Below are 24,345 nucleotides of genomic sequence, written 5' to 3'. Positions count from 1 at the left end.
AAAGGATTTTCGATGGCCTGGGATTTCAGCACCGAACCGGAGTTCGCCGCGAAAAACTGGCCTGGATGCGTGATTTCGTACGAGACGAGATCATGCCGCTGGAAACGCTCGAGCCGGATCGTGAGCTGTTGGCGAAACTGACCGAGCCGTTGAAGGAAGAGGTGAAGCGGCAGGGGTTGTGGGCCGCGCATTTGCCGCCCGAGCTTGGCGGTGGTGGCTTCGGGCAGGTGAAACTGGGGCTGATGCACGAAATTCTCGGTGCTTGTGCCTATGCTCCCAGCGTTTTCGGGAACAACGCGCCGGATTCCGGCAATGCCGAGCTGTTGGCTTTGGGCGCCAACGAAGAACAGAAGCAGCGCTGGATGTATCCATTGTTGGAAGGAAAACTGCGCAGCGCGTTCTCAATGACCGAGCCGGGCGCAGCAGGCGCCGACCCGACCCTGCTGACCACCCGGGCCGTACGGGACGGCGGCGAATGGGTGATCAACGGCCACAAATGGTTCACGTCCAACGGCTCGACGGCCGATTTCCTGATTGTCATGGTGGTCACCGATCCGGACGCGGCACCGCGTCGGCGGGCGTCGATGATCGTCGTACCAGTCGACACTCCTGGAGTCCGGATCCTGCGCGACATCCCGACCATGGGGCACCCGTACGAACGGACCGGCGAGCCCGGTGGGCATGCCGAGATCATTTACGAGGATGTCCATGTGCCGGTGGAAAATCTGATCGGGGAGGTCGGCGACGGTTTCGTACTGGCGCAGAAGCGGCTGGGACCGGGCCGGATCCACCACTGCATGCGCTGGCTCGGCCAGTCGCGCCGAGCGTTCGACATGCTCTGCGAGCGGGCGGTCAGCCGCTATGTGCACGGGTCGGTGCTGGCCGACAAACAGCTCGTCCAGGACTGGGTGGCCAGCTCCGCGGCGAATGCAGGCCGCCCGGCTGATGACGTTGCACGCGGCCTGGAAAATGGACACCGAGGGCGTAGCTGCCTCGTTAAGCGAGATCGCGATGATCAAGTTCTGGGGCGCTTCGGTGCTCTACAACGTGATCGACAGGGCCATTCAGGCGCACGGCTCGCTCGGCTACACCACCGACCTGCCGCTGGAGGCGATGTATCGGCACGCTCGCGCGGCCCGGATCTACGACGGCCCGGACGAGGTGCACAAGGTGACGGTCGCCCGTCGGATCCTGCGCGACTACCGACCAGCCGACGTGCCGACCGAGCACGTCCCCACCCGCCGAGAGGCGGCCCGCGCCAAATTCGGCTCCCTGTTGGACACGTACGCGTCCAACGAATAAAGCGGGACTGTGCCATGAACGGTGTTTTCGGCCTGACACGCAGGGCGACTCTCGCTGGCGGTGGTGAGCCCGGGTTCGCGGGGCGCCGTTCCTGCCGTTAGAACGGTGGTGGTGGGTATTCGTCCGTTGGGTGTGACGTCGTACGTTCGTCCGGTGGGGCTGGTCCACAGGAATCGTCCTGGTGTGGGTTGGGTGACGGTCCAGCCGTGTTCTTTGATGTCGTTGTGGAATTTGCATGCTGGTCCGGTGCTGTCGTACGCGGTTTTTTACCTTCTGGGTCGCGGAAAGGGATGGTGTGGTCGAACTGGCACGTCGCCGCCGGCCTGTTGCAGGCTGGGCCGCAGCATCGCTGGTCCCGTGCGTTCACCAAATCCCGTAGTGCCTTGGTGGGGCGATAGCGCGTACGGCCATGGTCGATGACCACTCCGCTGACGGGGTCGGTGAGAATTCGGTACCACTCACTGCTTTCATCTCCAGCCAGTTCGCGGGCGCGTTGCGCGGTCATCGGACCATAGCCACTCAAAATAGCTGGGTTGTCGTCCAGACCCATCAGCGTGGTGGCGTCGACACGGAGTTCGATTTTGGTGCGTACGTTGCTGGGCACGCCCAGGCACAGATCGGTCAACGCATCCGCTCGCAAAGCGTCCATCGTCCGAGTCTCGTCTTTGGTTTTAAGGCTGCGGGCGATCGTGTCGATGCGACGGTAGATCGCCTCTGCGGATTCGGCGGGCAGGAACGCGCCCAGTAGAGCCATGCCGTCTTCGCAGGGTTGTTTTTCTACTCGCCTCTCGGCGACTAGTTTCTTGCGGCGGGTTTCGGCGGCGGCGGGGTCGATTTTGATGACCTCCCGGCGGGCCCTGTCTCGGATCGATCGAGGCGTCTTGGAGTCGGCGCCGGGTAGCACTTTCTCTTCGACTTTCTGTGCGTCTTCGGGTGAGAGGTGGCCGACCTGGTCCGCGAACGTGAACGCTTTACGCAGGTCAAGGTGACCGTGGGACATCCCGGCCATGGTGCCGGGGAGTTCGTGGACGAGTTGGTACGCCAAATTCAGTCGTTTCTGGGCCGCTGACAGGCTCCAGGTCAGCGAGGCGGCGATTTCACCGGCCGCGTATTTGGAGGTGCGCCTACGGCGGGGCGGGCGTTGGTGAAGCGGTTCATGAACCGCATCTGCATCGCCTGGGTGTACGAAATCACCTTATCCAAGGTTTCGATCGCGGCCAGCGCGGTGTCCGCGTCGGCCCGGCCGTACCGGTCGAGTTCCTCCAGCATCTGCAGAGGAACCCAGCTCGGTGGCATGGTCCGCCACGGCTGCTTGTTCGGGTCGGTGAATTCTGGTCGCCTTCGTTTTTTGCTCATGACCCAATTTTACTGGTCGCTACCGACAGTCGGGGCGTCAGTTTTCGTTTCTGTGGATAAGAAACGGACCACTTAACCCCCCTGTGGACAACTTCCCTTTTAAAGCGCTCTGGCCCGATACTCAACTGCTTGTTTTCTACGAGGCGGTAATGAGGCCGCCCATACGTCTCCACGTGGTGCCACTGTGAAAATCAGACCTGACCCAGGACCTCGCCGGGCGACGTACACCACCGCACCGGTCTTCTTCGCAGCCGCGACAGAGGCGGAATATTCGTCGCTCTTCCAGCTCTGCCCGCCACAAACGGTCGCCCCGGCGACAGGCCCAGGTTGCGCAGCTTCATCTTTTTTCGTACGAGCCAACTAATCAAGATCAACATCTCAAAACAGTGTGGCGGTTGACATGCAGCCGTTCGGCTGCCTATCCTCTGAGGCAGCCGAACGGCTGCATGTGAGGATGGCGAATGGATGAGGTGTTCAAGGCGCTGGCCGACGCGAGCCGGCGCCGGCTGCTGGACAATCTGAACGCGCGGAACGGCCAGACGCTGCGTGAGTTGTGCGCGGGGCTGTCGATGGCGCGGCAGTCGGTCAGCAAACACCTGGCCGTCCTGGAAGCGGCGAACCTCGTCGCGATCGTGTGGCAGGGTCGGGAAAAACTGCATTACCTGAACGCCGAGCCGATCAACGCGATCGCCCAGCGATGGATCAACCAATACGACCGCGAGCGAGTTCGTGCGCTCGCCGATCTCAAGACAGCATTGGAGCTCGAGCCGATGGACGAGTTTGTCTATACGACGTACATCAAAACCACTCCGGAACGGCTGTGGCGGGCGTTGACGGAGCCTGCATTTACCCGTCGATATTGGCAGGCAAACTTTGAAACCGACTGGAAAGTCGGTTCGACGATGACCTGGGAGCAGAATGGCGCGATCATCGCCGATCCAGCCCAGGTCGTCCTCGAGTCTGATCCGTACCAGCGACTTTCGTACACGTGGCACACCTTCACCCCGGAGTTCGCCGAGGCGGTGGGGTTGGCCGAGGACGTACGGGCCGCCCTTGCCGCCGAGCGCCGGTCGAAGGTGACATTCCAGCTCGAGCCACTCGGTGAACTCGTGAAGTTGACCGTGCTCCATGACGGTTTCGAACCCGGTTCCGCGCTGCCGGAAATGATCGGTGGCGGCTGGCCACATCTGTTGTCCGGTTTGAAAACGTTGCTCGAAACGGGTGATCCGCTGCCAGCTATCCCATCAGGAAAGGATGAGGTGAATTCTGATCTGCGATTGACGACCTGGTCGGCGACGGAGACGAGATGGAGCGCGGGATTGAGCTGAACGCTGTCGGTGACCGGCATCCTCGCGGGGTCCACTGACGCGGCAGTCGAATGGCCTACCTCGCTGCTTTCTGGCCGATGGCAGAGCCGCTGCGGGCGGTATCCGTTTGAACGCTAAACCGGCGGCCGGAAGGGGACACCGCTCGGGTGGTGGGTGGCGCAAAAGCGGCATGTCGTACGACGAGTATGGACACCCTAATGACCCGCCTATAGTCTGACGGCTGGTGACTTCGTCGGGTGAGCCACCTTCGGCCTTCCCGTGTTCAAAGGAAAAGTCGATGACATTGATCATGGGTGCGGTCGCGTACGATCCGAAGGTCGTCACCATCTGGAACGGCTTCCGGACGTGGCTGCGGGACCACGACTTGCCGTTCGACTACGTGCTCTACTCGAACTGTGAGCGGCAGGTGGAAGATCTGGTCGCTGGCCGGATCCAGGCGGCCTGGAACTCGCCGCTGGCATGGATCCGGTCCCAGCGGCTGGCGCGAAGCGGTGGCCGGGCCGTGCGCCCGCTCGTCATGCGCGACACTGACCGCGATCTCACCTCGGTGATCGTGGTGCGGAGCGACTCCGCGTACGAGAAGCCCGCCGATCTTAAGGACCAGGCCGTCGGGGTCGGTGCGGTCGACTCGCCGCAGGGTACCCTGATCCCGCGTTCTTTCCTGCGTACGGCCGGATTGACGCCTGGCGAGAACGTCACTATCCGGCGATACGACGTGGGTGTCGGCCTGCATGGCGACCACATCGGCGGGGAGCGGGACGCGGCTCGGGCGTTGATCGCCGGCGAGGTCGAGGCTGTCGCGGTGATCGACGCGAATCACCTGCTGTTCGGCCGGGAAGGCACTTTCCCCGCCGGTAGCACCAGAATCATCGGTCAGACAGCACCGTACGACCACTGCAACATGACGGTGGTCGACGGGTCCACGCCTGAGCTTGGCGACTTTTGGCGAATTACTGCTGTCCATGTCGTACGCGGACGCGGAGGTCAGGCCGTTGCTGGATCTGGAGGGTCTGACCGCCTGGCGGGAGGGGCGTGAGTCCGGCTACGTGCTGCTGGAAACGGCGGTGGACGAGGACGGTTTCTACGATGAGCAGGGGCGGGTGACCGCGGCGGAATACACGCCATGACCGACCACCTGCTGGACCTGGAGAACCTCGGTTTCGAGCGTGGGGCGCACATCCTGCTGCAACAGGCGCTGAAAACCCTGGATCCAGGCGAAGAACTCGTCGTCCACGGCACGGATCCGGCTCTGCGAGTGCATGTGGAGGCCTGGTGCCGGCGGTCCGGGCATCGGATCAGCCAGCGGCTCGACCCCGGTGCGGGAGAACCGGCGCGGATCGTACGAGGGCAGGCTGATCTGGATCGTTGGGCGGGGGCCCAACGAGCCGGCGGTGCGGCCGTCGAGGGCATCGTCAGCAGTCCGTCCGCCGACAGACTGAGGACTGGACTGGCCGCGCGAGGAGCCCTTGTCGAGGGTGGCGGACCGAAGACGCCCTTCGACATCACCGATCGCGACTTGGTGTGGGCGGAGATCGCCCCGGCACTCTACGCCCACGCTGCCTCCGCGCAGTGGGATCCGAACACCGCTGTTGACTGGAATGCGGATTTCGTGTTGCCGTCAGAGATCGAGCAGGCGGTCGTACAAGTGATGACCTATTTGGTAGAAAACGAGCAGGCCGCGCTGGTCATCCCGGCCAAGCTGCTGGCCCGGATTCACCCGCATTTCCGGGAAGTTCTGCAGCTGCTGGCGGTGCAGGCCGCCGATGAGGCGCGGCACATGGAGGTTTTCACCCGGCGAGCGTTGTTGCGTGGTAAGGAAATGGGTACGTCGTCGGCCAGTGGGCGAGAGTCGCTGGCCACCCTGCTGACCGAGGCCGAGTTCTCGATGGCGTCATTTTTGTTGTCGGTGCTGGGGGAGGGGAGTTTTCTCAATCTACTGGAGTTTCTCGACCGGCACGCGCCGGATCCGGTGACGCGTCAGGTCACCCGGCTGGCCCGCCGAGACGAAGCCCGGCATGTGGCTTTCGGAGTCGCACATCTCCAGCACCAGGCCGAAAAGGACCCGTCGGTGCGAAGCCGCATGCGGGCGGCGGTGGAGCGCAGGTACGCGGCGCTGGTGGACACCGCTGGGCTCAACCAGGACGTTTTCGACTCGCTGGTGATCCTCGCGGCCGGCGACTGGACACCGGCGGCGATCGCCAACGGCTATGACGCCGTACAGAAGCTGCAGTCGGAGATGGACGATGGACGCCAACGCCGGTTGGTGCACCTGGGTTTCCCTGCCGACGAGGCGGCCGACCTGTCCGCGCTGCACACCCGCAACTTCATGTGACGCCGGCGCGGTCCATGCGGGAGTTTGTCGCGGCTCGGGTGGATCAATTCAGCTGAGCCGAAATATTCAGTCCGCTGAACAGTGAATTCATGGGTGTGAACGTCTTAGTTTTTGTTGAATAAAAAGGGTGCTCGAAGGTCTTGACGGCCGATGTCCTGGACATGAAACTGAGGCACGTCATCCACGGGTGATCCGGGTCACTTTCAGCCTTCGCCGTCACCGGGGAGTGCCATGTCCAGGAAACGTCCCGCAAAGATCTTCTTGCTCCTGATCGCGATGCTCGCGACCCTGTTCACGGCTCCGCTGGCGACCACGCCCGCGGTCGCCGCGCCGGCCACCTTCGTCCATCCCGGCGTGCTGGTCAGCCAGGCCCAGCTGGACTTCGTACGCACCAAGGTAAACGCCAACGCGCAGCCGTGGAAAGCGGCCTACGATCAGATGATCGGCAGTGCGTACGCGTCTCTTTCGCGTACGCCAAAGCCGCGCTCGGTGGTCGAATGCGGCCCCTACTCGGACCCGAACCTGGGCTGTACGGACGAACGGCAGGACGCGATCGCCGCCTACACCGATGCGCTCGCGTGGTATGTCACCCGCAACACGAGCTATGCCACCGAAGCCATCCGGCTGATGGACGCGTGGTCGGCGACGATCACCAACCACACCAACAGCAACGCGCCGCTGCAGACCGGTTGGGCCGGCTCGGTGTGGCCGCGGGCCGCCGAAATCATCCGCTACACGTACACCGGCGGCTGGCCGAACATGAACCGTTTCGCCACCATGCTGCGCAATGTCTACCTGCCGGTGGTGATCAAGGGCAGCAACAGCAACGGCAACTGGGAACTCGCCATGATGGAGGCGGCAGTTGGTATTTCGGTGTTCCTGGACGACAAGTCGAACTACGACAAGGCGATGGCCAAATACCTGCTGCGGGTGCCTGCGTACGTTTACCTGACGTCGGACGGTTCGCTGCCCAAGACCGTCCCGGGTAGCGGGCTGAACACCAGCGCGCAGATCATCGGCTATTGGCAAGGTCAGAGCACCTTTGTCAATGGTCTGACCCAGGAAACGTGTCGGGACTTCACTCACACCGGCTACGGGATCGCTTCCATTTCCGATGTCGCGGAGACGTCTCGCATCCAGGGCACTGATCTCTACACCGGTGACACTGGCACTCGGCTGCGGTATGCGCTGGGTTTCCAGTCCCTGTACGAGCTGGGCACCGGGCCCCCTTCATGGCTGTGCAAAGGGTCGGTGAACCGTGGCCTCGGCCCAGTCACCGAGGTCGGCTTCAACGCGCTCAGCTTCCGGTTGGGCAACGCCATGGCCAACACCCAGACGCTGACGGAAAACAACCGGCCGGCGGGTACGAACAGCCTGTTCGTCGCCTGGGAAACCCTGACCCACGCACAGAATCCCAACTAGCGGTCAATGCAGCTGGGCAGCTGGGCGGGACATCTGCCCAGCGGCCCGGCTACATTGCCTTGTGACCTCAGCATCGTTCCGGCCACTCGCCGGCCCAACGCTAGAGTAGTGCCATGGGCCAGCCTTTCCCGCTTCCCAGGATTCTTGTGCCGGTGAAGCACATCGCCGGGATGGGTGTGCTGCTGACCGTGGAACTCTGGCCCCATCGGGTGAACCTCCGGATGACCGCGAGCGACGGCCGATCGGCGCTTGGCGTTGCCGATGATGGGGGGAACGGCATTTCGCGCTGTGTCGGGAGCTGGCTGGAGCTCGCATACTCCGGAGGTAATGGATCGGGTTTTCGTCCCTGGAGTCAGCGAAACGGCAACTTCACTGATAGTCCGGTCTGAGGATGAGGCGTACGGCAAGACTGTTGTGCCGATAGACGAGACCTCGACTCGGCTTCCCAGCGGCGCGAGCCTGCCAAGGGTTTTCGTTTGATGGAAGCACTGCCGGAGAGTGCGCTCACGTTCTTGACGATGGAGCTCTGGACGGACCGCATTCTGTTGCGCGCCGCACTTGAACCGACGGCTGCACGCGATCTACCGCTGTTGACAGTTTTCGATGATCTGGATACGGCCTATCGCCTGTCGGCAGGGCAGGTGGGTGGGAGTGGCTCTGAGGAGATAGTGGAGTGGAATTTGCGGCCAGGTATAGCGGCGGGGCGAGCTGGCTAGTCGTCGGATCCGTTCCCTTGGGCCGGCAGATCCGAATTCCCGTTTGAGAGCGGTGGGACAGCGATTAGCGTAGGTGGCATGAGTGAAGTCGAGATTCGGCCGGCTGTGCCGGCGGATGTGGCGGGGTTTGTGGCGTCTTCGATCGCCTTGTTCGCGGAGGACGCGGGCACCCGCGACCCGACGGTCAACACCGACTGGCCGCGCCAGCACGGTGAGCGCAGGTTCGCGGAGAATCTGCCGGACACCAACAGGCTGACGCTGGTCGCGGTGGCGGACGGGCAGGTGGTGGGGCATCTCACCGGGCTGTGGGCTGAGCCGAGCGAGATGCGGCCGGTCAGTGTCGCGACGCTGGCCAGCCTGTACGTACGGCCGGAGCATCGCAGCGGTGGCGTTGGGTTTCGGCTGGCGGACACGTTCCGGCAGTGGGCGCGGGAGCGCGGTGCCGATCGGATCGCGGTGACGGCGTACGCCACAAATCACGATGCGATCCGCTTCTATCAGCGGTTCGGATTTGTGCCGCTGACGACGGTGCTGGAGATGGCGCCCTAGTCTCCCGCTAGCGACTGTTGGAGATGCCGGCGCGGTCGAAGATCTGGTCGCCGCTGCGTTCCACCGCGATGGTCGCCGCGGCCGTGCAGGCCAGCAAGACGATGACCGTGCCGAGCAGGATGGGCCGCCGGCGAGGGGGTGGTGCCAGCAGCGCTCGTACGCGCCGGGGCACGTGCCCGCCGGCGGCCGCGAGGCCGGGGGAGACGCTGCGCCGGCGGGCGAGGGCTGCGGTCGCGACCGCGGTGGCGACGAGGCGGCGGTCGCCGACGACCGTGGCCGCGTCTTCGTCGGCCCACCGCTCCACCGCTTGCGCGATGGCCGTGGCAGTGGGTCTGAGCAGCGGGTTCACCCCGGCGGCAAGGTCGGCGACGAGCAGCCACCAGCTGTGTCGATGAGCCAGGTGCGATCGCTCGTGGGCCAGCAATGCGTGCCGCTGCTGGGCGGTCAGGACCCGTAGGAGGGCCGTGGTGATCACGATCCGGCCGGCCATTTCGGGCGTGGTGAAGGCATCCGCGGTGTCGCTCTCCACGACCGTGACGCTGCCCGGCGAGCCGAGACCGGCACAGCAGCGGCGCACCGCGAGCAGTGCGCGGCCTCGTTGGACCGCGACGACGACAGCGCACCCCGCGGTCCCCCAGGACGACGACGGCGCCACAACCGGCGCTGACGATCGGTGGGAGGTCGGTGCCGGCGCGTACGACCGTGGGCGACCAACCGCCCCATTCCGCGACCTCGCTGAATTGTGCCAGCCCGAGGAAGGCCATCGCGCCGAGCGCGAAAGCGGATGATCCAGCGGTCAGCACGCTGCCGCAGACCAGTAGTCGTACGCCGCCGGCCGGTGGCAGTCGAGGTCCGACTATTGGCCCCACAACAGCGAAAATCGCAGTGGCGGCCAGGCAGGCGAGGACCGCGACGGTCATCGTCGTCCGGTCCGAGCAGGTCGCCGAGCAGCTTCTCGTCGTCGGCGGACAGCTCATTGACAAACCTGGCCAGCACCCGGGCCCGGTCGTCGCGGGCGTCCAGCAGCCGGTGCATCCGCCGCGCGGTCAGCTCGGCCTGGTCGGCGACCGCGGTGTACGCGTACGCACGACCGGCTCGCTCGCGAGTGGCTATGCCCTTCTCCACCAGCCGGCCGAGCACGGTCATCACCGTCGTGTAGGCCAAGTCGCCGTCGAGGGCCGCGCGCACCTGGGCGGGCGTGAGGGGGTGTTCGGCGGCGACGAGGACCTGCCACACCTCGTCGGCCAGCCGCCCGTAGCCGCGACGATCGGTCGGCACCTGCGGTCCCCTTTCGACAGCGCCGAGGTTACCGGCTTTCGGCTTCCTCGACGTAAAACGCGCCGCGTACTTCTCCAGTGCCGCCTCGCAGGTTTGCAACGCCTCGGCGGTCGCCGCGCGGCCGGGTGCGCCGAAGACATCCCGGTCGACGATCTTCGCGAACCAGTTTCGCAGCTTGATCAAGTCCTCTTCGTTCTCTTCCAGCTCGGCGAAGGTGAAATGATTTGCCACGTATTCCTTTTCCAGTTGTGCGAGGAAATCCTGGCATTTGTCGGCGATTTCCTCGTACTCGTCGTCGCGCGCCGCCTGGAAGGCCGCGTGTACGTCGTGCTCGCCCACCAGCACCGAGCAGTTCATCAGCACGGCCGTGCCGGACATGCCGACGATCTCGTGCTGGAGTTTGCGCAGCGCCCGCTCAGCGGCCGGTCCGGCCGGCAGCGCGGCGGCGGCGCTCGCTCTGCAGATAGATGGCGCCCATGCCCTTCAGCCGCCGCCACACGGTCGCGCGCAGCCGAGTCGGCTCGGAAGGCACCTTATAAACCAGCAAAAGCCAGCCACGACTCTCGGTCACGGCCGCCGCCGCGCACGCCAGAGGCTCCAAGGGAGGACGAGCGCGACGGCCACCGGCAGCACCCACCAGGCGGGGCAGGCCAAGACGGCTCAGTCCGTACGTGAGTGCCAGCGCGATGACGACCGCGACGGCGACTCGCCAATCGTCGCCGACCACGAAGTCGTACCAGAAGGCGGCGAATTTCCTCACGGGATGACCTCCAGCGGCGGTGAGGTGCGGTGGAGCAAGGCGGTCAGGCCGAGCGCGAGCAGCGCGATCACCGGAATGATGACCAAAAGCGCGGTGTCCGCTCCCGGCCATTGCGCGCCGGCGCCTTCGCCGGCCCAGAAAATCCCAAAGCCGGTGAGCATCACGCCAACGACGAATTTGAGGGTGTTCTCCGGGACACGGGCGAGCGGCGCCCGAATGGCGAAACCCGCGCTGGCGACCAGGGCCACGGCCACCAGTGCGGCGGCTGCGGCCAGCGGCACATTGTGCTGGTTGCTACCGAAAGTGAGGGCGATGAACGCGACTTCCAGACCTTCCAACAGGACTCCCTTGAAGGACAGGATAAAGGCGTACCAGTCCTTGACAATGCCGCGGGACTGGACGGTCGCGGTGGCCGCGGATGCCCAGCTGCGTACGGAAAATCGCGTCCTCGTCGTGCAACGCCTTGTGGCCGCTGGCGCGGAGCACCGCTTTTCGCAGCCATTGCAGGCCAAAAACCAGCAGCAACCCGCCCACCACCAACCGCAGGCCGTTGAGTGGGACGGCTGTGAGGGCTGGCCCGAGGGCCGCGACGATGGCGGCGAGGGTGAGCAGGGCCGCACCAACGCCGAGGCCGGCGGACCGCCAGTGTCGGGCCGTGCCAGCGGCCAACACGATGGTCACCGCCTCGACCGCTTCGACGGCGCAGGCCAGGAACACCGCAACGAACAACGCTCCACCGGTCACGAGCACATCATAACAGTTGTTATATGTACCTGATGACGACCGTTCGGTATGGCTCTCAGGCTACTACAAGGTTCGTCGTAGTACAGTCTACGACAATTGTTGTAGTAACACTGGTGGGGAGTCGCGTCTATGGGGGGCCTGACAGCACGCTTTTCTTGCAGATCAACCAGTTCGCCGCGGCCACTCCCTGGGTGCACGGCTTTATGGCCGCGTACGCGCTGTGGGGCGGCTTGGTCGGGCTGGTCCTCGTGTTGGGGTGTTGTTGGTGGCGGGTACGCCGCGAACGGGATGGCTATCGGTCGATGGCCGGCGTACTGGCCACCGGTCTTTCCGGCGTGGTCGCGCTGGCGGTGAGCAGCTACCTGCTCGGCCCGCTGATCAACCGGCCGCGCCCGTTCGTGGCGATGCCGCATGTCCTGCAGCTGCTGCCGCATGCCGCCGACAGCTCGTTTCCCAGCGATCATGCGATGGTCGCCGGGGCGCTCGCCGCCGGCATCTTGCTGATCCACCGCCGGCTCGGGTTGGTGGCGGTGGTTTTCGCCTGCCTGCTCGCATTCGCGCGGGTCTACGTCGGCGTGCACTATCCGAGTGACGTGATCAGCGGGCTGCTGATCGGGTTCGCGGTGACGGCGGCGCTGATGATTCCGCTGGTCGCCGCGCTGGCGCCACTACTGGTGAGGCTGGCGCGTACGCCACTGCGTCCACTTTTGGTGGCCGGCGTAGTACGCGACGAGTAGTACGCGACGTGTACTATCCCTCTCGAGCCTCACCGGTGAGGTGTCCTTTCGAGAGAGGGTTTCCTTGACTCGCACCCGACTGGCCTTGTTCGTGTCAACTGTCACAGCGGTCCTGTTCACCGTCTCCGCGTTCGTGACGACGCAGGTCGATTCGGTACGTGCGGTGAGTCCGTGGCAGGACGACCCGTACGACTCTGTCGTGTCCTTTAGCGAATTTTTGGTGCCCACACTGGTAGTTCTGCTAGTGGCGAGAATGTGTCTCGGTCTGTCCGGCCGGATCTGGCAGTTATTGCGGTCCGTCCTGTTGGCCACGCTGCTGGTCGCGCTCACGGTTGCCGCGGACGCGATGGCCGTGCTGGCCGGCGCTGATCGAGTTCACTGGACCGCTGGAACACAGTGGCTGGGGTACGGTCTGGTGGCCTTGGCCGCGCTCGCGGTCGTCAGCTTTTTCCTGCAGAGGTTGGCGTTCCGGGGCGCCGAGCCGGACGGCGACTGGCTCGGGGATGCGGTGACCGTGTTGGCGTGGCTCCGGATCCCGGCGGCCGGCGCCGCCGGGTTTGTGCGGCGGCACTTCACCTTCAGTGCTCTGTTGGTGGCCGCGGCGGCGAGCCTAGTGGTGACCGGCGCGCTGGCGGTGGGCGAAGGTGGCCTCGATCCGCTTCTCTTCGCGGTAGCGGTCTTGACTTACGCGGCTGGGCTGTTCGCCTTCTGCATGATGGCGAATGGGGTTTTGCGGATCGTTCCACGTCCGGCAAGGCTTGGCCGTACGGTCGTGGGTTTCGCCGCGTTGGGTGCGCCGGCGGCCTTCGCGTTGCGCGACGCCGGCTGGGTTTTTGATGGGCCACGACAGTGAAGTTCGTACGGCTGCGCAGTTGGCTGGGATCGTGGCCGTCGGCGCGGCGAGCGGGGCGGTGGTGGGATTTCTCGGCTGGTGCGTGCGCGGTTGGCGGATAAAACGCCGCTGGGTCAGGGTGGTGACGGCTGTGGCGCTGACGCCCGTGTTGCTGATTGCCAGCTATGTCGCGGCGGTGACCGTCGCCCGAGCCCAGCCGTCTGCGCTGCCGGCGCCGACGGGTTTCTTTACAGTGGGTCGAAAATTGCTCGACTGGACGGACGGCAGCCGAGTCGACCCGCTCGCGCCGGTGCCAGGAACCCGGCGGGAGTTGTCGGTCTGGCTGTGGTATCCAGCCGCGCGAGCGACCGGCGCCGCTGGGCCGTACGCACCGGGGCTGTGGTCCCAGCTGCATTTTCCGGTCCTCGGGCCGGGCCTCTTCGAAGGGAGTTTCGGCCTGCTGCAAGGTCATTCGTACGACGGTGCGCCGGCCGCCGGCGGAAAGTTTCCGCTGGTCGTGCTGGAGCCCGGAATGGGTCTGTCCGCGGCATATTTCACCACGATCGCGGAAAACCTGGCAAGTCACGGATATCTGGTCGCCGGCATCACGCCGACCTACAGTGCCAATCTGACGGTCATCGGTGGTCGTACGGTCACCAGTACCACCGCTGGCAATCCAGATGACCCAGATGCGGTCCAGGGGACCCGACTCGTTGACCTCTGGGCCGCTGACGCCCGTTTCGTGGCGGCGAAACTGGGCGGTGGCCGGGTCGTCTACATTGGACACTCATTTGGCGGCGCCGCTTCGCTGCAGGCATGTCATCTCGATGCTCGATGCGGCGGTGCGGTTGACCTGGATGGTGCCCAGTTCGGGAGTGTCGTCAAGGGCGGCGTGCAGGCGCCGATGATGATCCTGGGCAGTGCGAACTCTTGTGTGACCGGATTTTGTCAACCGGCCAACGGGCAGGAAAGTGAGCAGCGCACGATCGCCCGGTCGCTGCTGACCGCGAGCACTGGCCCGACCTGGCGTTACAGCATTTCCGGCACCCAGCATTTCAATTTCACCGTACGCGGCCTTTTATCTGGCGCCGCCGGTGAATACGTTGATCCCGCTGGGTCCCATCGACGGCGATCGAGGGCTGACCATCGTGAATGCGTACGTGGTCGCATTCACGGACCATGTCGTTCGCGGCACGGCCGAACCACTGCTCACCGGTCCGTCCGCACGTTATCCAGAGGTGCTGCCGTCCGGGCGGTGAGGTGAGGTGAGGTGGCGCAGATCGCGCAGAGTAGCGACGAATGCCAACACCAGCAGCAGGATGCCGGTCCCGAGGGCGGCCCCCAACAGGTCGAAACGGCCGCCCGCCACCGAAGAAGCCACGATCACCGAGCCGGGGACGGCGAGCGCCACCGCCACCACCGTGATGCCCAGCAGCAGTCGGGTGGGAGAGGGCGGCACCGTGACTTCGTCTTGCAGTTCGGCGAAAATCCGGCAGCTCTGGATGCCGCCGGCGATCAGGGCGAGCCACCAACACAGGAGGGCGGTGATGCGTACGACGGACGGCCGGCACGGTGGCGGCGTCCACCGAGTTGGCGAGCACGGCCACCGCGGCTCCGAGCGTGGCCGGCACGGCCAGGCCGCGGGTGGCACGCCGCGCGATCGTGGTGATCGTGGCGAAAGTCCAGTGAGGCATGGGCGCGAGCAGGGCCAGCCCGACCAGCATGGCCACGTCGGCGGTGGCCAGCGGCCAACCACGCGCCGTCCCGGTGGGGAACACAGCGTCCAGCTCGCCGACCACATGCCCGAGCAGCCAACCTGAAAACGCGACAATGAGCGCCATCGCGGTCGCGCGATATCGACGCTCCACATTCGACGTGGCCGGCCAGATCACTGGATGCAGCCAGCTGTCGGCGATCCCGAAGAGCAGGCTTGGCCACGACTTCGGTCCGGTACGGCCGGCTTCGGCCGCCAAGTCGGAGCCCCAGCGGTCCCGAAAAGGCCCCGGATAGAGCCTGACCAGCAGATGGATGACCGTCATGCCGGCCGCAACCCGAGCTGGCGCAGGCCCACCTCGGCTACCCGTGCCATCGACCGCAGTTCACGTTCGAGCACCTCGCGACCGGCGAGGGTGAGCCGGACCGGACGCTGACGGCCGCTCTCGCCGAGTGCCTCGATCAGCTCTTTCGCCTCCAGTCGGGCCAAAGCACCATAAAGACTGCCCGGCCCGAGCCGCTCGCCGTTCAGTTCCTCGATCGCCGTATTGATCGCGTACCCATGCAGCGGACCACCGGCAAGCGCGCAGAGCACCAGCGTCTGGGAGTCGTTGGCCTGCAATGTCCTTCTCTTTTCCTCGGCGGACCCTCAGGTCATGGTACGCCCCAAGTAGTACGTGGCGAGTATTAGCGTCGCGACAGCACGCGGACCGCCCATGCCGTCGCCGTACCCAGCAGCGCGGCGAGAATCAGCAGCCGGCGACGAGATGGAAGAACCCAGCGCCCCAGAAATCCTGGAGAACGAAGGCCCGCAGGTCCGTCATCCCGCTGCGTGCGAAGTCGTCGTACGTGCCCTCGGCTCGCCAGACCCGGTCGATGTTCGTGCTCGTACGGAAGAAGTAGTAGCAGAGCAGCACGGTCGGATACCAGACGAGATATTCGGTGATGGCGTTGGAGAAAGCCGCGGTCACGCCGGCTCGTACGGATCCGGCTCGTACGCTCGCGATCACAGCGGCGACAACGCTTGATCCGGCGAAACCCGCCACGATGATCCAGCCGATCGTGACGCTGGCGTCGGTTACCGCTGGACTCAGATATTCCGCCAGGCCTTCGGCGCCGTAGAGGAGCCCGGCGATCGCCCCGACCGTCACGCCGGTCCGCACCGCGACCGGTTCGGCGCGCCGGAGCGACACCGGCCCGTACCCGACCGCCAGCACGCAGAACGCCTGGGCCACGGCCACTCCGGCGAGGCCGAGCAGGCCGCTGCCGCGGGCCGCGGTAGGCGTGAAAACGAGGCCGAACGCGGCCAGTGCCAGTTCCGCGCATGCCGCCACCAGAACCCATGCGACCGGGCGGGGCTTTCATGGCCGGCACAGTACCGCCCTGGCCGGACGCGGCCAGGTGCTGACCGGTGCTGTCGTCGGGGGCGGTCAGTTGCCAGGATGGAAGGCGTACCGCCTGGTCGCCAAATGTGGGTGAGCCTTGGAGGACATCGACGTCTGTTCCATGACGTCACCCGGGAAGTGGGTTCCCGGTGCCTTCCTTGGTCAGTCGTGTCCTGCGGGTTTTCGCCGTCAACCTCAGCACTCTCGGCGCCGGTTTCGTCGCGTACGCATTTTTCCAGTGGTATTCCGGCTAGCTCAGAGCTGGCGGACACGTTTCTCGTACGCGCCACGGGCGGCCTGGTCCGGGGTGGCCAACACCCGCGCGGCGCCGGTGGCCCGTCCCAACGCTTCGGCCCAGCGGCGCGGAAGCAGGGTCGCGGACAAGTAGAGAAAGCGGCCCGAGCGGGGAATCCACCGGTCGAAGCGCGGTTTTTCGATCGTCTTCGCGATGGCCGCAGCCACGTCGGCGGCCTGACCGTACGAGCGCCGCGGACCCGAACCAGGCCGGCGCCGAGTTCGGTGTTGACAATCATCGGGATAACACAGGAAACATCGATGCCGGTGTCGGCCAGTTCGGCGCGGGTCGCCTCGGTCAGGCCAATCACCGCGTATTTGGTCGCGCTGTAGGTGGCGGCGCCGGGAAGCGCGACGCGACCCACGCCAGAAGACACGTTGATGATGTGGCCGCTGCGGCGGGGAAGCATCCGGGCGATCGCGAGTTTGCTGCCCAGCAAAACCCCGTGCAGATTCACGTCGACAATCCGCCGGGTGAGGTCGTCGCTTTCCTCGGCGAAGGATCCCAACGGCATGATGCCAGCGTTGTTGACAAGTACGTCCAACGGTCCCAGTTGGTTTTCGGTTTCGTCCAAGAAGTGAGCGAAAGACGACCGATCGGTGACGTCGAGCTGCATGCCGACGCAGCCCAGCTCGGCGGCGACCTTGCCGGCCAGCTCGCCGTCCAGGTCGCCGATCGCCGCCACCCGCGCGCCAGCGGCCAGCAACGTCCGTGCGGTGGCGAGGCCGATACCGCGAGCGCCGCCGGTGATCGCGACGGTCTTTCCGGTGATCACATGAACCTCCGCAGCATCCGCAGCTTGCTTTCCGTGTACGGCGGATAAAGAACGGCGAGGTCGGGCCAGATGGGCTTGCGTAGCACCGATTTGCGGTGGCTGAACGTCTCGAATCCCCATTTGCCGTGGTAGCTGCCCATGCCGCTGACGCCTACCCCACCGAACGGCAACTGGCTGACCAGCACGTGGAACATCAGGTGGTTGATGACCGTCCCGCCGTTGCTCACCTCGGCGAGCACTCGCCGCTGCGCCTGTTTGGAAGACGAGAAGAGGTACGCGGCCAGCGGTTTAGGTCGCTGACGTACGAAATCAATGGCGGTGTCGAGCGAGTCGACGGTGAGAACCGGCAGGATCGGCCCGAAGATCTCCTCGGTCATCACCGCGGAATCATGGTCCGGATCGACGATGATCGTCGGCTCACACCGGCGAGTCGAGGAGTCCAGGGTGCCGCCGGTGACCGTACGGCCGCCAGAACTGTCCAGGAGACGTTTCAGCCTGGTCGCCTGCCGGTCGGTGGCCAGCGGCACGCCTTTGCCATCATCCGTACGGAAAGCCGTGATCGCGGCGGCGATCTTGTCGACCAGTTGGTCTCGTACGGGTTCTTCGACCAGCAGGTAGTCCGGTGCGATGCAGGTCTGGCCGGAATTCATCAGCTTCGCCCACGCGATCCGCTTGGCCGCGACCGCGATGTTGGCGTCCGCGGTCACAATCACCGGGCTCTTGCCGCCCAGCTCCAGCGTCACCGGAGTGAGGTGTGGAGCGGCCGCGGCCATCACGGCCTTGCCGATTTCCGGTCCACCGGTGAAGAAGACGTGGTCCAGAGCCTGATCGATCAGTTCCTGTGTCTCGGCGACGGCTCCTTCCACCACGGTGACGGCGGTCGGGTCGAGATATTCCGGGACCAGCCGGGCCAAAGCCGTGCTGACGTGTGGGGCGTGCTCGGACGGCTTGAGGATCACGGTGTTGCCGGCCGCGAGCGCACCGACCAGCGGCGCGAGCGTGAGGTGCACCGGATAGTTCCACGGCCCGATGATCAGGACCGTCCCCAGTGGCTCGTACGCATACCAGGCACGGCCCGGAAGTGCGCCAAGTGGCAGCCCCACCCGTTGGTCGCGCATCCACTTTCGCAGGTTCCCGCGGGCGAACGCCGACTCGGCCGTGGTCGGCGCCAGGTCGACCAGCCAGGACTCGGCCGCCGACCGGCCCAGGTCTTTCTCCAGCGCCTGCGCGAAATCGCTTTCCCGCTCGGTGAGCATCCGCTCCAGCGCGGTGAGCTGCGCGAGTCGCCAGGCAGGGTGTCTCGTACGACCACTGCGGAACGTCGTTCGCAACTCGCCGACCCGATCGGCGATGGACGACGACGTTTCTTTGGTCAGCATCAGGACCTCCTGGGATGGCCGTCGCGGGCGAAAGCCTTTCGCGCCTGCGGGAGATAGCGTACGGCCTCGGGCAGCAACCGCCAGACCGGATCGGTCCGCCGGACCAGCGCCCCGAAGCGTCGATAGCGCCGCTCGTCGGCGGCTGTCCAGGGCAGCTTGAGTTGTTCGCGGGTGGAGGGTGGCATCCCGCCGGTGGTGAGGAACGCGGCCACCGCATTGGCCGGCGGCCGGACCGTACGCCACAGCCAGCCCGGCATTTTCGGTGGCGCCGGCAGCCCTTTGGTCACGTAGCCGACACCGTAGCGGGCCGTTTTGTGCGCCACGATCCCGTCGTCCAGCATCTTCTGCCAGTACGCCTGGAAAGCCGTCCAGTCAGCCGGCATTGTGCGATCGCTCACCCCGTACATCCGAAACCAGACCTTGGACTCCCGATAGATCTCCTCCTTCTCCGTCAACGAAAGGGGGCGAACGAAGGTCTCGATCCCGTAGATCATGTTGTCCAGAAACGTGGCGTGCGCCCAGTAGTACGTTTCTGGGTCGAGCGCGTGATATCGCGTGCCGTCCGGCATTTCGCCCTTGATCTTCAGGTGAAAGTCGCGCACTTGGTGCCCGGTCTGGCGAGCCCGGGAACCGCCGTAGACGGTGTTCAGGATCGGGCCGACCGAGCGGCGCAGGCGAGCGAGGGTCTCGGAGAAGAAGACTGAATGATCCAGCACGCCCTGGCCCAGTGCGGGCAGCATGTTCTGCAGCACGCCGGCTCGGGGCCCGACCAGCAGCATCCGGGTGTCGCCGAAATACCGCCAGGTCAACGAATCCGGGCCCAGTGGTGCCGTCTCGCCAGTCGGGTTGGTGAAATCGAAGGGCATCCGCTTTATGCCGTTGATGAAGTTCGACAGCAGCGCCTCGGGCTCGCCGACCGTACGAATATCCGGCAGCCGGGTGAAAACCTCTCGCAGCAGCACGGTGATTTCCCGGCGAGCCAGGTGCGCGCCCAGGCAGTAATGCGGGCCGGGGCCACCGAAACTCGGTGCCGGTTGGGGGAGCGGGTGATGTCGAAGCGGTCTGGATCCTCGAATACTCTTTCGTCCCGGTTAGCCGAGTTGTAGAACAGGACGACCTTGTCGCCGGCGTGGAATTGCGTGCCGTTCAGGTCGCAGTCCTGCGTGACCGTACGACGGAACTGGATGACCGGCGTGGCATACCGCAGGATTTCCTCGACCGCGCCGGCGATGTGGCCGTCGAAGTTGGACAGCAGCAGGTCGCGTTGATCCTGGTGGATGGTGAACAGATGCAGGGCGTGCGCGAGCGCGGTCCGCGTCGTTTCGTTGCCAGCGACCACCAACAGGATGAAGAACGATCCCAGTTCCTGCGGGGTCAGCGACTCGCCGTCGACGTTCGCGTTCACCAGCCGGGAAATCACGTCATTGGTGGGCTGTCGTCGACGCTCCTGGCCGAGCCTGCGCACCAGCCCGAAAAGATCCCGCCCGGCCCGGATCAGCCGCGCTGAGGCGAACATCATCTCGGTGCGCCCGACAGTGCCGGCCAGCAGCCGGTCTCGGGACAGGCCGATGTACTCCGGATCGGTGTTGCCCAGGATCACGTTCGTACGGCTGACAATCCGCCGGTGGTAGCGCTCCGGGATGCCGAGCAGGTCGCAGATCACCTCGACCGGCAGCCGGGCGGCGACCTGCTCGACGAAGTCACGCGGTCCGGTGGCGATCAGGTCGTCGACGATCCGGGTCGCCCGCCGTTGCAGGTCCGGTTCGATGTTCTCCAGCGTGCGCGGGGTGAACGCCTGCGCCACCACCCGGCGGATTTGCGCGTGCCGCGGGTCGTCCATGTTGATCATCGAGCCGAAGTACGGCGCGAGCCAGCGCGGCATATCGACCATCGCGTTGGCCGTCGGCTCGTTGCTGAACAGCTTCGGACGGTGGCTGGCCTCGGTCACGTCGGCGTGCGTGACCAGCGCGTACGCCCCAGTGCCAGAAGGGAACAAGGGCACTTTGGGGATGTCGAAAAAGGCCGGTTCGGGCTCGGCGCGTAGTCGCGCGAAAGCCGCCAGCCGCTCCGCTTGCGGCCGAACCCAGAACGCGAGCGTCATCAGGTCCGGCTGCGGCCGGGTCGAAGGAACAGCTGTCGCCGTCATCGTCGCCACCTTCCTCTCGTATACAGATATCAAACTTTGTCTCTCTGTATCAAGAGGCTGGTCGATCCGATATGCTCGGACCCCCATGAACTCGTACGACGCACCCGCCGACGACGAGAGCTGACCGCCCGGATCCTGGACGCGGCGCTCGCGGAGCTGCGTGACTACGGCCTGAAACGCACCAGTGTGGAGAACGTGGCCCGGCGGGCCGGTCTGGCCCGCGCCACCATCTATCGGCGCTTCGCGAACAAACCGGAGTTGGTACGGGTAGTGGCCGTACGCGAGGTGAGCCGGATGATGGAGCACGTCACCCGGCGAGTGGCCAGTTTGCCGACGGTCCAGGAACGGGTAGTGGAGGGTTTCGTGGCCGGCGTACGGCTGGCCAGGGACGACTCCCTGCTGACCAAGCTGCTGGCCTCCGAGCCGGAGACGACTCTTCCTTATTTGACGGTGGATTCCGAGGGCGCTCTCGCGGCGATCCGATTGTTGCTGGTCGCGCAGCTGATGGACACCCCGGAGCCGCTGGGCCTGGCCGACCCGGAGGCGACCGCCGAGGTGATGGTTCGGCTCGGCCTGTCTGTTCTTTTCGCGCCCCGCGGCCACATCCCGCTGGATACCGAAGAGGATCTCCGCGCCTTCGCGACCACTTTTCTGCTTCCGCTGCTGCGCTGAGGTGACGCCTGTACCTACTGGTAGGTATAGTGGCCGTCATGAGTACGTCCGAGCGCCTGATCGAAAGCACCCGCGAACTGCTGTGGGAGCGCGGATATGTCGGCACCAGCCCGAAAGCGATCCAGCAGCGTTCTGGTGTCGGCCAGGGCAGCATGTATCACCATTTCGACGGCAAGCCGGACCTGGCTCGCGCCGCGATCAGCCGTACCCGGCGCAGATGCGCGCGCAGATCGACGCTCAGCTTTCCAGGCCCGGGACGGCGATGGAGCGGATCACCGGCTATCTCCGCCGCGAGCGGGACGTGCTCAAGGGCTGTGCGATCGGCGGCCTCACCCAGACCCGGAGATCATCGCCGACGACTCCCTGCGCCAGCCGGTCGACGAGACGTTGCGGTGGCTGCGCGGGCGCCTCGCCGAGGTGCTGGCGCAGGGGCGTGACCAGGGCGAGATAGCCGCGACGCTCGATCCCGCCGCGACCGCCACCGCGGTCGTCGCGGTCCTGCAGGGCGGCTATGTGCTGGCCCGCGCGGCCGGCTCGGCCGAGCCATTCACCGTTGCTGTGGACGGCATCCTCGGCTTGCTCGCGTCCGCGTGAACCACCGGGCGGTTCGGCGGGACGACGATCGATCGACCGATCAGCGATAGCGGCAGATTCGAGCTGTGAGGTTTGACCCGGCCGGTTGGCGGGAACCCCCAGAGCGAAGGCGAGGCTTCGCTGAAAGGGGTGGCGCGTGCCGGCAACGAGAGCCGCGAAGGGGGGGGACCTGGTGGCGGGTCGCTATCGGCTCGCCCGGCGTGTCGGCAGCGGCGGGATGGCCGAGGTGTGGCAGTCGGTGGACAGCCGGCTCGGCCGGCAGGTGGCGGTGAAACTGCTGCATGAGGCCTGTTCGGCCGACGAGCAGTGCCTGGACTGGTTCCGCCGGGAGGCGCGGGCGGCAGCGCGTGTTCACCATCCCGGCGTCGTGCAGGTGTACGACTACAGCGAGGGCGACGAGGTGCCGTACCTCGCGATGGAGCTGGTCGACGGGCCGACGCTGGCCGGCGAGCTTGGGGTGCAGGGGCCGGTGGGCGGCAGCCGTACGCTCGGGCATCGTCTGTCAGGTCGCGGAGGCGCTGCAGGCCATCCACGATGCCGGGGTCGTGCATCGCGACATCAAGCCGTCCAATCTGTTGATCGCCGCCGAAGTCGCCGTGAAGATCGCCGATTTCGGCCGCGCAGGCAGTCGACGAGTCGCCAGTCAGCGGACCCGGCCAGATCACCGGCACCGCCACCTATCTCAGCCCGGAACAGGCCCGTGGCGAGCAGACCACGCCCGCGTCCGACCTCTACTCGCTCGGCGCCGTGGCGTACGCGTGCCTGACGGGTGAGCCACCGTTCGTACGCGACACCCAGACCAGCACCGTGAAGGCGCACGTCGAGGAGGATCCGCCGATGCTGCCGCTGACCGTACCGGCACCGCTGCGCCGGTTGGTGACTTCCTTGCTACGCAAGGATCCCCGGCATCGGCCGACGTCCGCGGCCGCGGTGGCCGGCGCCGCGGAGAGGCTGCTCGCCGCCGAGCAGGCCGCTGGCCGGCACCGCCGCTCGTCGCGCCCGCCGCGGCCGGTGGCCCGGCTGCGGCACCGCCGGATTCGCTCGCACGCGTGTCAAATCAGCGCTTTCTGACAGATGTCATTTGTTTTCCCTGTGATTCAGGAGTACGTCAAGGGCACACCGCCTAACCTGAGGAATGGGGATGCGAATGTCCACTGCAGTCGCGCCTGCGTACCGTCGAGGCAAAACCGTCCTGCGCTGGCTCGTGGTGGCCGCCGCCGGGCTGATCATGGCGATCCCGGCCCAGCCGGCCGCCGCCGCGCGCTGGGCGGGCCGCCGGGATTGGACGTGTCCAACAACAATCCGCCAGTGAACTGGAGCTCGGTGAAAGCCAGCGGGCAACAGTTCGCGTATGTCAAAGCCACCGAGAACCTTAACTTCATCGACGGGACTTTCGGCGCGAACTACGTCGGCGCGTACAACGCTGGAGTCCCTCGCGGCGCGTACCATTTCGCCATCCCGGACGCCTCCACAGGCACTGCACAGGCTGACTATTTCCTTGCGCACGGTGGAAGATGGTCGCGAGATGGGCTGACCTTGCCGGGCGCGGTCGACTTGGAATCCCGCAGTGGCCATGCCACGTGCTATGGCAAGAGCCAGGCTCAGATGGTGGTGCAGTGGATTCGGGATTTCACCACCGAATACAAGGCGGTGACCACCCGGGACGCGGTGATCTATACAAGTAAGGGCTGGTGGGACCCGTGCACCGGCGGCAGCAACGCCTTCGCCGCCACCAATCCGCTCTGGGCGGCCAGTTGGGGCGGTTCCAGCCCCACAATGCCCAGCGGCTTCGGCGTCTACACGTTCTGGCAGTGGACCTCGACCGGCAGCGTTCCCGGCACATCTGGCAACACCGACCTGGATGTCTTCAATGGCGACAGCGCCGGCCTCGGCCGGATGATCAACGGCGGCTGATGCCGTACGTTCAGCAGGATCCACGCGAAGGTGACGTTGTGGGGTGGAAAAATGGGCATTCCATCCCTGCAACGTCACCTTCGCGGTGGGTTTAGAGCTTCTTGAAATACCAGCGC

Annotated in this window: 31 protein-coding genes and 3 pseudogenes; 20 read left to right on the top strand and 14 right to left on the bottom strand. The window is 65.6% G+C overall.

Features of this window, described 5'->3' with window-relative positions:
- The first annotated feature begins 12 nt into the window (after positions 1 to 12).
- Positions 13 to 1,302, top strand: a pseudogene (locus GNX96_RS17630) (acyl-CoA dehydrogenase family protein).
- Between the two features lie 97 nt (positions 1,303 to 1,399).
- Here GNX96_RS17630 and GNX96_RS17625 read toward each other — a convergent pair.
- Positions 1,400 to 2,398 (bottom strand): DUF222 domain-containing protein, encoded by a 999-nt coding sequence (locus GNX96_RS17625; RefSeq protein ID WP_279580676.1) that lies wholly within the window; start codon positions 2,396 to 2,398, stop codon positions 1,400 to 1,402.
- Positions 2,383 to 2,658, bottom strand: a complete 276-nt coding sequence (locus GNX96_RS17620; protein WP_163568940.1) for a hypothetical protein — start codon at positions 2,656 to 2,658, stop codon at positions 2,383 to 2,385. The genes GNX96_RS17625 and GNX96_RS17620 overlap by 16 nt, the downstream gene beginning before the upstream one ends.
- A 461-nt stretch (positions 2,659 to 3,119) precedes the next feature.
- Here GNX96_RS17620 and GNX96_RS17615 point away from each other — a divergent pair, with 461 nt between their 5' ends.
- The 6 genes from GNX96_RS17615 to GNX96_RS17595 all read left to right on the top strand — a co-directional run bounded on the left by GNX96_RS17615 (position 3,120) and on the right by GNX96_RS17595 (position 9,005).
- On the top strand, positions 3,120 to 3,986 hold the full coding sequence (locus tag GNX96_RS17615) for an ArsR/SmtB family transcription factor (RefSeq protein ID WP_163568939.1): 867 nt from the start codon (positions 3,120 to 3,122) through the stop codon (positions 3,984 to 3,986).
- 277 nt (positions 3,987 to 4,263) lie between these two features.
- Positions 4,264 to 5,022: a phosphate/phosphite/phosphonate ABC transporter substrate-binding protein gene (locus GNX96_RS17610; RefSeq protein WP_279580646.1), complete on the top strand. Its 759-nt coding sequence runs from the start codon at positions 4,264 to 4,266 to the stop codon at positions 5,020 to 5,022.
- Positions 4,979 to 5,113: a hypothetical protein gene (locus GNX96_RS52650; RefSeq protein WP_279580645.1), complete on the top strand. Its 135-nt coding sequence runs from the start codon at positions 4,979 to 4,981 to the stop codon at positions 5,111 to 5,113. The genes GNX96_RS17610 and GNX96_RS52650 overlap by 44 nt, the downstream gene beginning before the upstream one ends.
- On the top strand, positions 5,110 to 6,318 hold the full coding sequence (locus GNX96_RS17605; protein WP_163568938.1) for a ferritin-like domain-containing protein: 1,209 nt from the start codon (positions 5,110 to 5,112) through the stop codon (positions 6,316 to 6,318). The genes GNX96_RS52650 and GNX96_RS17605 overlap by 4 nt, the downstream gene beginning before the upstream one ends.
- A gap of 231 nt (positions 6,319 to 6,549) precedes the next feature.
- A complete protein-coding gene (locus tag GNX96_RS17600) occupies positions 6,550 to 7,740 on the top strand; it encodes an alginate lyase family protein (protein ID WP_163568937.1) in 1,191 nt (396 codons plus the stop codon).
- Between the two features lie 794 nt (positions 7,741 to 8,534).
- Positions 8,535 to 9,005 (top strand): GNAT family N-acetyltransferase, encoded by a 471-nt coding sequence (locus GNX96_RS17595; protein ID WP_163568936.1) that lies wholly within the window; start codon positions 8,535 to 8,537, stop codon positions 9,003 to 9,005.
- Positions 9,006 to 9,012: 7 nt separating this feature from the next.
- Here the strand turns inward: GNX96_RS17595 and GNX96_RS17590 are convergent, their stop codons facing one another.
- The 5 genes from GNX96_RS17590 to GNX96_RS52635 are packed head-to-tail and all read right to left on the bottom strand — an operon-like array spanning position 9,013 to position 11,787.
- Positions 9,013 to 9,534 carry a M56 family metallopeptidase gene (locus GNX96_RS17590; protein WP_163568935.1) on the bottom strand — a complete coding sequence of 174 codons (522 nt, stop codon included), beginning with the start codon at positions 9,532 to 9,534 and terminating at the stop codon, positions 9,013 to 9,015.
- On the bottom strand, positions 9,477 to 10,691 hold the full coding sequence (locus tag GNX96_RS17585; RefSeq protein ID WP_313885692.1) for a Chromate resistance protein ChrB: 1,215 nt from the start codon (positions 10,689 to 10,691) through the stop codon (positions 9,477 to 9,479). The genes GNX96_RS17590 and GNX96_RS17585 overlap by 58 nt, the downstream gene beginning before the upstream one ends.
- A 7-nt stretch (positions 10,692 to 10,698) precedes the next feature.
- Positions 10,699 to 11,043, bottom strand: a complete 345-nt coding sequence (locus tag GNX96_RS52645) for a hypothetical protein (RefSeq protein ID WP_279580643.1) — start codon at positions 11,041 to 11,043, stop codon at positions 10,699 to 10,701.
- Positions 11,040 to 11,381, bottom strand: a complete 342-nt coding sequence (locus tag GNX96_RS52640; protein WP_279580642.1) for a hypothetical protein — start codon at positions 11,379 to 11,381, stop codon at positions 11,040 to 11,042. Before GNX96_RS52640 ends, GNX96_RS52645 begins: the two co-directional genes overlap by 4 nt.
- Positions 11,338 to 11,787 (bottom strand): hypothetical protein, encoded by a 450-nt coding sequence (locus tag GNX96_RS52635; RefSeq protein ID WP_279580641.1) that lies wholly within the window; start codon positions 11,785 to 11,787, stop codon positions 11,338 to 11,340. Before GNX96_RS52635 ends, GNX96_RS52640 begins: the two co-directional genes overlap by 44 nt.
- Before the next feature lie 155 nt (positions 11,788 to 11,942).
- On the opposite strand from GNX96_RS52635, the gene GNX96_RS17565 reads away from it, so the two are divergent.
- From GNX96_RS17565 to GNX96_RS17555, 3 genes are all read left to right on the top strand, one after another.
- Positions 11,943 to 12,524 carry a phosphatase PAP2 family protein gene (locus GNX96_RS17565; protein ID WP_279580640.1) on the top strand — a complete coding sequence of 194 codons (582 nt, stop codon included), beginning with the start codon at positions 11,943 to 11,945 and terminating at the stop codon, positions 12,522 to 12,524.
- 91 nt (positions 12,525 to 12,615) lie between these two features.
- On the top strand, positions 12,616 to 13,377 hold the full coding sequence (locus GNX96_RS17560) for a hypothetical protein (RefSeq protein ID WP_163568933.1): 762 nt from the start codon (positions 12,616 to 12,618) through the stop codon (positions 13,375 to 13,377).
- Positions 13,361 to 14,620 carry an alpha/beta fold hydrolase gene (locus tag GNX96_RS17555; protein ID WP_279580639.1) on the top strand — a complete coding sequence of 420 codons (1,260 nt, stop codon included), beginning with the start codon at positions 13,361 to 13,363 and terminating at the stop codon, positions 14,618 to 14,620. Before GNX96_RS17560 ends, GNX96_RS17555 begins: the two co-directional genes overlap by 17 nt.
- Here the strand turns inward: GNX96_RS17555 and GNX96_RS17550 are convergent.
- Positions 14,585 to 14,815 (bottom strand): hypothetical protein, encoded by a 231-nt coding sequence (locus GNX96_RS17550; protein WP_163568932.1) that lies wholly within the window; start codon positions 14,813 to 14,815, stop codon positions 14,585 to 14,587. The genes GNX96_RS17555 and GNX96_RS17550 overlap by 36 nt on opposite strands.
- A gap of 1 nt (position 14,816) precedes the next feature.
- Here GNX96_RS17550 and GNX96_RS17545 point away from each other — a divergent pair, with 1 nt between their 5' ends.
- Together GNX96_RS17545 and GNX96_RS17540 are read left to right on the top strand one after the other, a co-directional pair.
- On the top strand, positions 14,817 to 15,176 hold the full coding sequence (locus GNX96_RS17545) for a hypothetical protein (protein WP_163568931.1): 360 nt from the start codon (positions 14,817 to 14,819) through the stop codon (positions 15,174 to 15,176).
- A 10-nt stretch (positions 15,177 to 15,186) separates the two neighbouring features.
- A complete protein-coding gene (locus GNX96_RS17540; protein ID WP_163568930.1) occupies positions 15,187 to 15,366 on the top strand; it encodes a hypothetical protein in 180 nt (59 codons plus the stop codon).
- A gap of 25 nt (positions 15,367 to 15,391) precedes the next feature.
- Here the strand turns inward: GNX96_RS17540 and GNX96_RS17535 are convergent, their stop codons facing one another.
- The 6 genes and pseudogenes from GNX96_RS17535 to GNX96_RS17510 all read right to left on the bottom strand — a co-directional run bounded on the left by GNX96_RS17535 (position 15,392) and on the right by GNX96_RS17510 (position 21,049).
- Entirely contained in the window at positions 15,392 to 15,691 is a 300-nt protein-coding gene (locus GNX96_RS17535; protein ID WP_163568929.1) for a PadR family transcriptional regulator, read from the bottom strand.
- Positions 15,692 to 15,818: 127 nt separating this feature from the next.
- On the bottom strand, positions 15,819 to 16,403 hold the full coding sequence (locus GNX96_RS17530) for a hypothetical protein (protein ID WP_163568928.1): 585 nt from the start codon (positions 16,401 to 16,403) through the stop codon (positions 15,819 to 15,821).
- Positions 16,404 to 16,709: 306 nt separating this feature from the next.
- Positions 16,710 to 17,524, bottom strand: a pseudogene (locus GNX96_RS63850) (SDR family oxidoreductase).
- Positions 17,521 to 18,903 (bottom strand): aldehyde dehydrogenase family protein, encoded by a 1,383-nt coding sequence (locus GNX96_RS17520; RefSeq protein WP_279580638.1) that lies wholly within the window; start codon positions 18,901 to 18,903, stop codon positions 17,521 to 17,523. The pseudogene GNX96_RS63850 and the gene GNX96_RS17520 overlap by 4 nt, the downstream one beginning before the upstream one ends.
- Positions 18,903 to 19,769 (bottom strand): oxygenase MpaB family protein, encoded by an 867-nt coding sequence (locus GNX96_RS17515; protein WP_163568968.1) that lies wholly within the window; start codon positions 19,767 to 19,769, stop codon positions 18,903 to 18,905. Before GNX96_RS17515 ends, GNX96_RS17520 begins: the two co-directional genes overlap by 1 nt.
- 5 nt (positions 19,770 to 19,774) lie before the next feature.
- A complete protein-coding gene (locus tag GNX96_RS17510) occupies positions 19,775 to 21,049 on the bottom strand; it encodes a cytochrome P450 (RefSeq protein WP_163568884.1) in 1,275 nt (424 codons plus the stop codon).
- 36 nt (positions 21,050 to 21,085) lie between these two features.
- Between GNX96_RS17510 and GNX96_RS17505 the strand changes: the two genes are divergently transcribed.
- The 8 genes and pseudogenes from GNX96_RS17505 (at position 21,086) to GNX96_RS17480 (ending at position 24,229) form a co-directional block, all read left to right on the top strand.
- A complete protein-coding gene (locus tag GNX96_RS17505; RefSeq protein WP_163568927.1) occupies positions 21,086 to 21,721 on the top strand; it encodes a TetR/AcrR family transcriptional regulator in 636 nt (211 codons plus the stop codon).
- Positions 21,722 to 21,759: 38 nt separating this feature from the next.
- Positions 21,760 to 22,158, top strand: a complete 399-nt coding sequence (locus GNX96_RS63845) for a helix-turn-helix domain-containing protein (RefSeq protein WP_390624043.1) — start codon at positions 21,760 to 21,762, stop codon at positions 22,156 to 22,158.
- Positions 22,139 to 22,315, top strand: a complete 177-nt coding sequence (locus GNX96_RS63840) for a TetR family transcriptional regulator C-terminal domain-containing protein (protein WP_390624042.1) — start codon at positions 22,139 to 22,141, stop codon at positions 22,313 to 22,315. Before GNX96_RS63845 ends, GNX96_RS63840 begins: the two co-directional genes overlap by 20 nt.
- Before the next feature lie 136 nt (positions 22,316 to 22,451).
- A pseudogene (locus GNX96_RS63835) lies at positions 22,452 to 22,751 on the top strand (protein kinase domain-containing protein); the annotation flags it as partial.
- On the top strand, positions 22,663 to 23,088 hold the full coding sequence (locus GNX96_RS63830; protein WP_390624047.1) for a protein kinase domain-containing protein: 426 nt from the start codon (positions 22,663 to 22,665) through the stop codon (positions 23,086 to 23,088). The pseudogene GNX96_RS63835 and the gene GNX96_RS63830, both read left to right, overlap by 89 nt.
- On the top strand, positions 22,976 to 23,386 hold the full coding sequence (locus GNX96_RS17490; RefSeq protein ID WP_279580675.1) for a protein kinase domain-containing protein: 411 nt from the start codon (positions 22,976 to 22,978) through the stop codon (positions 23,384 to 23,386). The genes GNX96_RS63830 and GNX96_RS17490 overlap by 113 nt, the downstream gene beginning before the upstream one ends.
- 76 nt (positions 23,387 to 23,462) lie before the next feature.
- Entirely contained in the window at positions 23,463 to 23,627 is a 165-nt protein-coding gene (locus GNX96_RS17485; protein WP_279580635.1) for a hypothetical protein, read from the top strand.
- Positions 23,603 to 24,229 (top strand): GH25 family lysozyme, encoded by a 627-nt coding sequence (locus tag GNX96_RS17480; protein WP_163568924.1) that lies wholly within the window; start codon positions 23,603 to 23,605, stop codon positions 24,227 to 24,229. Before GNX96_RS17485 ends, GNX96_RS17480 begins: the two co-directional genes overlap by 25 nt.
- Positions 24,230 to 24,345 lie beyond the last annotated feature (116 nt).

The sequence above is a fragment of the Fodinicola feengrottensis genome (assembly GCF_010993775.1).
GTDB classification, from domain to species: domain Bacteria; phylum Actinomycetota; class Actinomycetes; order Mycobacteriales; family HKI-0501; genus Fodinicola; species Fodinicola feengrottensis.
This window is presented reverse-complemented; position numbering and strand designations above follow the sequence as displayed.

Coding starts and splice junctions, on each gene's coding strand:
- GNX96_RS17520 (WP_279580638.1), bottom strand. CDS start 18,903: ATGCTGACCAAAGAAACGTCGTCGTCCATCGCCGATCGGGTCGGCGAG.
- GNX96_RS17555 (WP_279580639.1), top strand. CDS start 13,361: ATGGGCCACGACAGTGAAGTTCGTACGGCTGCGCAGTTGGCTGGGATC.
- GNX96_RS17610 (WP_279580646.1), top strand. CDS start 4,264: ATGACATTGATCATGGGTGCGGTCGCGTACGATCCGAAGGTCGTCACC.
- GNX96_RS17620 (WP_163568940.1), bottom strand. CDS start 2,658: ATGAGCAAAAAACGAAGGCGACCAGAATTCACCGACCCGAACAAGCAG.
- GNX96_RS17605 (WP_163568938.1), top strand. CDS start 5,110: ATGACCGACCACCTGCTGGACCTGGAGAACCTCGGTTTCGAGCGTGGG.
- GNX96_RS17540 (WP_163568930.1), top strand. CDS start 15,187: ATGAGCGCCATCGCGGTCGCGCGATATCGACGCTCCACATTCGACGTG.
- GNX96_RS17600 (WP_163568937.1), top strand. CDS start 6,550: ATGTCCAGGAAACGTCCCGCAAAGATCTTCTTGCTCCTGATCGCGATG.
- GNX96_RS17595 (WP_163568936.1), top strand. CDS start 8,535: ATGAGTGAAGTCGAGATTCGGCCGGCTGTGCCGGCGGATGTGGCGGGG.
- GNX96_RS17485 (WP_279580635.1), top strand. CDS start 23,463: ATGTCCACTGCAGTCGCGCCTGCGTACCGTCGAGGCAAAACCGTCCTG.
- GNX96_RS63845 (WP_390624043.1), top strand. CDS start 21,760: ATGAGTACGTCCGAGCGCCTGATCGAAAGCACCCGCGAACTGCTGTGG.
- GNX96_RS17615 (WP_163568939.1), top strand. CDS start 3,120: ATGGATGAGGTGTTCAAGGCGCTGGCCGACGCGAGCCGGCGCCGGCTG.
- GNX96_RS17515 (WP_163568968.1), bottom strand. CDS start 19,769: ATGCCCTTCGATTTCACCAACCCGACTGGCGAGACGGCACCACTGGGC.
- GNX96_RS17510 (WP_163568884.1), bottom strand. CDS start 21,049: ATGACGGCGACAGCTGTTCCTTCGACCCGGCCGCAGCCGGACCTGATG.